The following is a 6,861-nucleotide window of genomic DNA, read 5'->3' on the forward strand; positions in this document are numbered from 1 at the left end:
CCATCCGCGCCGCTCGTTCCTCGCGGCGCTCCCGCCAGCCCCGCCACGCCTTCGGGGGCCTCCCCCACCCTTCCGGTTACGATCCGCGGCCCAAATTCAACCGAGTCAGCACGTTCCGCACCCGAGGAGAGCTCTCCGGCCCCGCCAGTGGCACTGCCCGATCCAGCCTCTCCCGAGTCGGCACGCTCCTCGGCGCTTGGGGCCGACAGCTCTTCCATCGAGGTGGGGATGGAGTGCGTGACCAGCACCAGCCGGATGCCGTCGGCGCTCACGCCGTCGGCCACCAGCTGGTTGAAGGCGGTGACGATGGCGTCGGTGTTGGCGGCCAGCATGCCCGGCGTGTTGTAGAAGGGGCGGGTCTTGTCCACCACCAGCTCTACCGGCCCGCCCCCGGCGCCGCCGACGCGGGCGGCCGCGTCCGCCTCCCGGCCGCGCCCGGTGGAACCGTCCTCACCGGCAGCCAGGAGGGCGAGCGCACCGGCGACGTCCTCCCGGTACTGGCGGCAGCCGGAGTAGGAGGCGTAGGCGGCGGTGGTGAGGGCCAGGATGCGGCGGGCGCCGCCGTCGGCGAGCTCGCGCAGGGCCTCGGAGACGAAGGGGTGCCAGTTGCGGTTGCCGATCGCCACGGGCACCCGACTCCCGCGGGCGGCCAGCTCGGCGCGCAACGCATCCAGGAGTTCGGCGTTGCGGGCGTTGATCGGGGAGACGCCGTCCCAGCGGCCGTAGTGGCCGGAGACCTCGCGCAGCCGGGAGTCGGGCACGCCCCGGCCGGCGGTGGCGTTGCGCATGAAGGGCAGTACGTCGTCGGGGCCCTCGGGGCCGCCGTAGGACAGCAGCAGGACGGCGTCGTAGGGGGCGAGCGGATCGCCGACGGTGGGGCTCATCGAGCCTCTCCCGGGGTCGCGGCTTCGCGCAGGTCCGCGGCGATTTCTGCACCCAGCAGCAGGTTGAGGGCGTCGAGGTAGTCCTGGCCGCGGCCGGCCTCGGCGGCGGCGCGGGCGGCGACCGTGGGATGGTGCAGCATGCGGGCGGCCAGGTGGTGCAGGGCGCGGGCGGCGTCACCGGCGTCCACACGGCCGTCGACCACGCGCAGGCGGGCGACCTCCTCCTCCACCAGTTCCGCGACGTGACTGCGCAGGGAGCACACGACCGGGTCCATGCGGCGGCCGCACAGCATGCGTTCGAACAGGGCGGTCTCCTCGTCGACGATGCGGCGGGCGGCGTCGACCTGCCGCGCCTCGGCCGCGGGCACGGCGCGCTGCACGCTGGGCAGGTCGATCAGCTTCACGCCGGGCAGGGAGCCGACCGCCACCTCCACGTCGCGGGTCAGCGCCAGGTCGAGCACCACCAGGGGGCGCCGGCCGGTCGCCTCGGCGGCAGCGGCGTCGGAGACCCGCCCGCGCCCGGCGACGGCGGGGGCCACGAGCTGCCGGGTGAGCACGGGCGCCCCCAGGCCCCGGCAGGTGATGACCAGGTCGGCCGCCTCCAGCGCGCCGGGGAGCTCGGCGTCGGTCACGGCCCGCAGGCCCCGGCCTACGGCGAAGGCCTGCGCCCGGTCGGAGCGGGAGTAGACGGCGATGTCGGTGACACAGCGGCGGCGCAGGGCGGTGACGGTGGCGCCCGCATAGGCGCCGGTGCCGACGATCAGGACCCGCACGCCCGGCAGCGGCGGCAGGTGGCGCGCCGCCAAGTCGATACCGACGGCGACGACGGAGCGGCCGTTGCCGGCCAGGCCGGTCTCATGGGCGACGCGGCGGGAGGCCGTGGAGGCGTGCTCGACGGCGCGGGTGAGGTCCGTCGACAGGGTGTCCTCCTCGGCGGCGACCCGCATGGCGCGGCGCAGCTGCCCGGCGATCTCACGCTCACCCACCACCATGGACTCCAGTCCGGCGGCGGTCGCGAACAGCTGGGAGACGGCGTCCGTGCCGCACCAGGCGGTCAGGTCGACGGCGTCGGCGCGCAGATCCGCGCGCCGGGCCAGGCCGTCCGTCACCTGTCGGCGCAGGCCGTCCGCGGCGACGGCCTCGGGCGCGTCGAGCAGGAGGGCGAGCCGGTTGCAGGTGCCCAGGACGATGACGCCGCGCAGCGCGGGGACGGCGCCCATCAGGTCGGGGCCGAGGTGCGCGGCGGTGGCGCCCAGGCGGGCGACCGCGTCGAGGCCCTGGGTGCGGTGGTCGGCGGAGAGGAGATGAATCGTCACAGCGGGTGGTAGTTAAGCATTGGATGCCGTTCGGGGCACAATTATCACCGGCGCGGCCGCCCCCTATTCCGACGGGCCGTCAGAAAACCTTTCCGACGACCCGTCCGATACGGGAGAAACCGCGCCATTCCAGCCGAGAATAGTGATTGCGGGAATGTTCGACCGACCGGCCGAGCCATTTTGTTAGGGGTTGCTTAGCAACGCCACGTCGCGTCATTTCCGCGAGGACGAGGACCATTTCGTGACAATTTCCGTGCGGAATTCCGCCGGGGCGCGCGGCGGCGATGAGCACCGGCCGGCCCTGCTGGAGGCGCTGGCCGGCCGGCGGCCGACGCGCACACCCGTGTGGTTCATGCGGCAGGCGGGGCGCTCGCTGCCGGAGTATCGGGCGCTGCGCGCCCAGGCGGGGGCGTCCATGCTGGACGCGTGCCTGCGGCCCGAGCTGTCCGCGTCGGCCACCTTGCAGCCGGTGCGGCGTCACGGGGTGGACGCCGCCGTCCTCTTCTCCGACATCATGGTGCCGCTGCGGCTGGCGGGCGTGGAGGTGCGCATCGAGCCCGGGGTCGGCCCCTTGCTGGACACCCCGGTGCGCGACGCCGCCCAGGTGCGCCGCCTGGTGTCCCGCCGCTACGGGGAGGCCGAGCGGGCGGGAACCGGCGCCGCCGGCGTGGCGCTCGACGGCGCCGCCGGGGTGGCGGCCGTGGAGGCGGCCGCCCGCGGCGTCGTAGCCGAACTGGGCACTCCAGAGCGGCCGGCCGACTCCGCGCCGGGCGCACTGTCCCCCCGGGCCCGGGCGGGCCTGGCCGAATCGCGGGGCGGGGCCGGCTGGACGCCGCTGCTCGGCTTCGGCGGGGCGCCGTTCACCCTGGTCGCCTACCTGGCCGAGGGGCGCCCGTCGCGCGACCACCTGGCCGCCCGCACGCTCATGCACGCCGACCCGGACGCCTGGGACCGGCTCATGACCTGGGCCGCGCACCTAACCGGCGCATTCATGGCCACGCAGGTACGCGCGGGCGCGGCCGCCGTGCAGCTGTTCGACTCCTGGGCCGGTGTCCTGCCCGCCGCCGACTACCGGGAAAAGGTCGCCCCCTACTCGGCACTCGCCCTGGACGTGGCCCGCGAGGCGGTCTCCCCCACCACCGGGCGGGTGGCCCCCGCGATCCACTTCGCCACCCGCGCCGGCCACCTCCTGCCCGAACTGCACCGCACCGGGGCCGACGCCGTCGGCGTGGACCAGTGCGCCGACCTGGCTCAGGCCGGCCGACAGCTGGGGGACCGCCCGGTGCAGGGCAACCTGGACCCGGCGCTGCTGGGGGCCCCGTGGCAGGTGCTGGCGCGGGGCGTGGACGCCTGCCTGGAGGCGGGCCGGGCCGCGCCCGGCCACGTGTTCAACCTCGGCCACGGGGTGCCGCCGCACACGGACCCGGACGTGCTCACCCGGGTGGTGGCGCGCGTGCACGGCTCGCAGAGTTGGGAACGCACCGCATTGGCGGGATGGGATGGTCAGGCATGAGCTACTCGCAGCAGACACCGGTCACATACGACGCCCTGGTGGTCGGCGGCGGCATCGGCGGGCTGGCGGCCGCCTGGGAGCTGACGCGCGCCGGGCTGCGGCCGCTGCTGATCGAGGCGCGCGGTTACACCGGCGGGCTCGTGGCCGGCGGCGCCATCGGCGGGGTGCGCATGGACCTGGGTGCGGAGGGCTTCGTCATCCGCGGCGACGCGATCACACAAATGGTCGACGCGCTCGGACTGGAGGTAGTCGGGCCCTCAGGCGGCGGGGCACGCCTGTTCCTGCCGCCCCTGGGCGGCGCCGACGCCGGCCCCGGCGCCGAGCCGGACCCGGCGCGCGGCTGGCGCCTGCATCGCTTCCTGCGCGACGCCTACCTGGGCATTCCCGCCGATCCACTGGCCGACGACGTCGTCGCCGTCATCGGAGCCGACGGGGCCGCCCGGGCGGCCCGCGACGCCGAGCTCGCTGGATCGGTGGGCACTTCCCCGCAGGACCCGGCCGACCTGGCCGCATTCGTGCGCACCCGCATGGGCGAGGCGGTGTTGGACCGGCTGGTGCGGCCGATCGTGGCCGGCATTCACACCGCCGACCCGGCCGACCTGGCCGCCGACACGGTGGCGCCCGGCCTGCGTCAGGCCACCGCTCGGCTGGGCTCGCTGCAAGCCGCCGTCACCGAGATGCTGGAGCGGCGGCGAGCCCGGCGGCGCGGCGGCGGCGCCGCGGACGTGACGGTCGCGGGCGGCCTGTTCCGCCTGACCGACGCCCTGCGGGCGGCGATCGAGGCGGCAGGCGGGCGGGTACTCACCCGCACCGGCGCCCAGTGGCTGCGCCCGGCCGACGACGGCTGGGAGGTGGGGATCGCCCCCACCACCCGGGGGGCGACGCCGTCGGCCGAGCCGGTGGCCGCCGGGCCGGAGCAGGTGGTGCGCACACGGCGGGTGATGCTGGCCTGCTCGGCGACTGCGGCGCTGCGGCTGCTGGCGGGTGCGCCGGGCGTGGACACCGCGTTGGAGGTGCCGGTCGGCTCGCCGATCGCGCGCTTCACCCTGGTGGCTCGCGCCCCGGAGCTGACGGGCGCGCCGGTCGGCTCCGGCCTGCTGGTGGCCCCGGCCGCGCCCGGGCAGGTGCCGGTGCGGGCGAAGGCGCTGTCGCACCTGTCGGTCAAGTGGCCGTGGATCGGGGAGGAGCTGCGGCGCCTGCACGGCGGGGCGGCCCCCGAGCAGGACGAGGTACACGCGCTGCGGCTGTCCTACGGGCGGCCGGGTGAGCCGCGCCCGCAGGTGGAACTGGACGATGTTCTCAACGACGTCGCCGTGCTGACCGGGGTGCGCATCCCCCGGGCCGACGTGATCGACTCGATGCTGGTGCGCTGGGACGGGACGCTACCGCCGGTGACGCCCGCCTACCGCGAGCGCACCCGACGCCTGCTGGCCGAGGTCGCCCCGCTGGAGGGCTTGGCGGTCACCGGGGCGTGGGTGGCCGGGACCGGTATCGCCGCCGTCGTCGCCCACGCCCGGGAGCAGGCGGCCGCGCTCGCGGGAGCGGACAGTACGAGCCGCGTCGTCACACCGGAGGGGCACGTATGAACACCGGCACCACGATCGGGGCGGGCGGACCGGCGGCGCGGACGGTGCGCCTGGGCACCCGCGGCTCGGCGCTGGCAGTCGCCCAGTCCACCCAGGTGGCGCGGGCACTGGCCGCGGCCTCCCGGCGGATCGGCGCCGACCTGGAGGTGAAGCTGGTCCAAATCCGCACCCGCGGTGACGTGGACGCCACCCCGCTGACGCGGCTCGGGGGCGTAGGCGTGTTTGCGGCGGCGCTGCGCGAGGCGCTGCTGGCGGGCGCCTGCGACCTGGCGGTGCACTCCTGCAAGGACCTGCCCACCGCCGCGGTGCCGGGACTGCGCATCGCGGCGGTGCCGGCCCGCGAGGACCCACGCGACGCCCTGTGCACGGCGGACGGGCGCACCCTCGCGGACCTGCCCCGTGGGGCGCGGGTCGGCACCGGCTCGCCGCGGCGCGGCGCACAGCTGCTTGCCGTGCGCCCCGACCTGGAGGTTGTGCCCGTGCGCGGGAACGTGCCCACGCGGCTGTCGCGGGTGGTTGGAGCGGTGGTGGGTGCGGACGGCCCACTCGGCGCGGTGCGCGAACCCGACCTGGACGCCGTGGTGCTGGCACTGGCGGGTCTGCGCCGCCTGGGTCTGGAAGGCTACGCGACCCAGCCGCTCGCGCTGCCCCAGACCGTCATTGCGGGAGCGGGCGTCGTTGACCCGGCCGACCCGGCGCCCGTCATGGTGCCGGCACCCGCGCAGGGCGCGCTGGCCCTGGAGACGCGGGACGAAGCCGGGGCCGGAGTGCACCCGGACCCGAGCGGCGTCGCAGCCGGCGTGGAACCCCTTGTGGGCGGAGCCGGCCGCGACCCGGGCCTGGCCGCGGCGCTGGCCGCCACCCTCGCCGAGTTGGACGATCCGGTCACCCATGCGGCGGTGACCGCCGAGCGTGCCCTCATGCGGCGCCTGGAGGCGGGCTGCGCCGCACCGGTGGGGGCCGTGGCCGCGCCCGCGCCGCGCGCCGACGGCAGCAGCGGGCTGCGACTGGACGCCGTCGTCGCCGCGGCGGATGGGACGCGACTGCTGCGGGAGTCGGCAGTCGGAGACCAGGCGGAGCCCGCCGGGCTCGGGGAGGCGGTGGCCGAGGCACTGCTGTCGGCGGGCGCCGCACAGCTGGTCGACCTGCACGCCGAGCTGCCCGACCGCGGCCGCCGGGAGGCGCCATGAGCCCGGCGACCGCCGCGCCGGGCTCCGCAACCACCCCTCTGGCCGGGCGACGCGTCCTGCTGCCGCGCGCCAAGCCCGGCGACGCCATCGCCGCCGCACTGGTGGCTGCGGGCGCCCGGGTGCTGTGCGCGGGAGTCACCCGCGCCGTCGCCGGGCCGGCCGAGCCCCGCATGCGCGCCGCCGCACAGCTGGCGGCCGGCCACTACGCCTGGGTGGTGCTGACCTCGGCGCGCACCCTGGACTTCTTCGCCCTGGGCTCCTTGAGCGGCCGTGAAAAGACCCCTCCCCGCGCGAAGGCCGACGACGCGGCCCTGTCCCCCGGTGACACCGGGCGGCCGAGCAACGCGCCCGTGCACACCGGGCTCGCCGTCG

The 6,861-nt window shown here is 76.6% G+C and carries 5 protein-coding genes and 1 pseudogene; 4 read left to right on the forward strand and 2 right to left on the reverse strand.

Going from position 1 to position 6,861, the window contains the following annotated elements; all coding sequences use genetic code 11:
- Positions 1 to 884, reverse strand: an 884-nt coding sequence (locus tag BN1056_RS00055) for a ferrochelatase (protein ID WP_244671404.1), incomplete at its 3' end; no start/stop codon positions are given.
- Positions 881 to 2,200: a glutamyl-tRNA reductase gene (locus tag BN1056_RS00060; protein ID WP_210578113.1), complete on the reverse strand. Its 1,320-nt coding sequence runs from the start codon at positions 2,198 to 2,200 to the stop codon at positions 881 to 883. The genes BN1056_RS00055 and BN1056_RS00060, both read right to left, overlap by 4 nt.
- Positions 2,201 to 2,441: 241 nt before the next feature.
- On the opposite strand from BN1056_RS00060, the gene BN1056_RS00065 reads away from it, so the two are divergent.
- The 4 genes and pseudogenes from BN1056_RS00065 to BN1056_RS00080 form a co-directional block, all read left to right on the forward strand.
- Positions 2,442 to 3,713: a uroporphyrinogen decarboxylase gene (locus tag BN1056_RS00065; protein WP_244671405.1), complete on the forward strand. Its 1,272-nt coding sequence runs from the start codon at positions 2,442 to 2,444 to the stop codon at positions 3,711 to 3,713.
- Positions 3,710 to 5,299, forward strand: a complete 1,590-nt coding sequence (locus BN1056_RS00070; protein WP_210578114.1) for a protoporphyrinogen/coproporphyrinogen oxidase — start codon at positions 3,710 to 3,712, stop codon at positions 5,297 to 5,299. The genes BN1056_RS00065 and BN1056_RS00070 overlap by 4 nt, the downstream gene beginning before the upstream one ends.
- Positions 5,296 to 6,489: a hydroxymethylbilane synthase gene (gene hemC, locus BN1056_RS00075; RefSeq protein ID WP_210578115.1), complete on the forward strand. Its 1,194-nt coding sequence runs from the start codon at positions 5,296 to 5,298 to the stop codon at positions 6,487 to 6,489. The genes BN1056_RS00070 and hemC overlap by 4 nt, the downstream gene beginning before the upstream one ends.
- Positions 6,486 to 6,861: pseudogene (locus tag BN1056_RS00080) on the forward strand (hypothetical protein); the annotation flags it as partial. The gene hemC and the pseudogene BN1056_RS00080, both read left to right, overlap by 4 nt.

It is taken from the genome of Actinomyces succiniciruminis, from assembly GCF_900002405.1.
In the GTDB taxonomy this organism is placed as follows: Bacteria; Actinomycetota; Actinomycetes; order Actinomycetales; family Actinomycetaceae; genus Actinomyces; species Actinomyces succiniciruminis.

Bases quoted from the DNA above. Each gene is read 5' to 3' on its own strand.
- BN1056_RS00070 (WP_210578114.1), top strand. From the start codon at position 3,710: ATGAGCTACTCGCAGCAGACACCGGTCACATACGACGCCCTGGTGGTC.
- hemC (WP_210578115.1), top strand. From the start codon at position 5,296: ATGAACACCGGCACCACGATCGGGGCGGGCGGACCGGCGGCGCGGACG.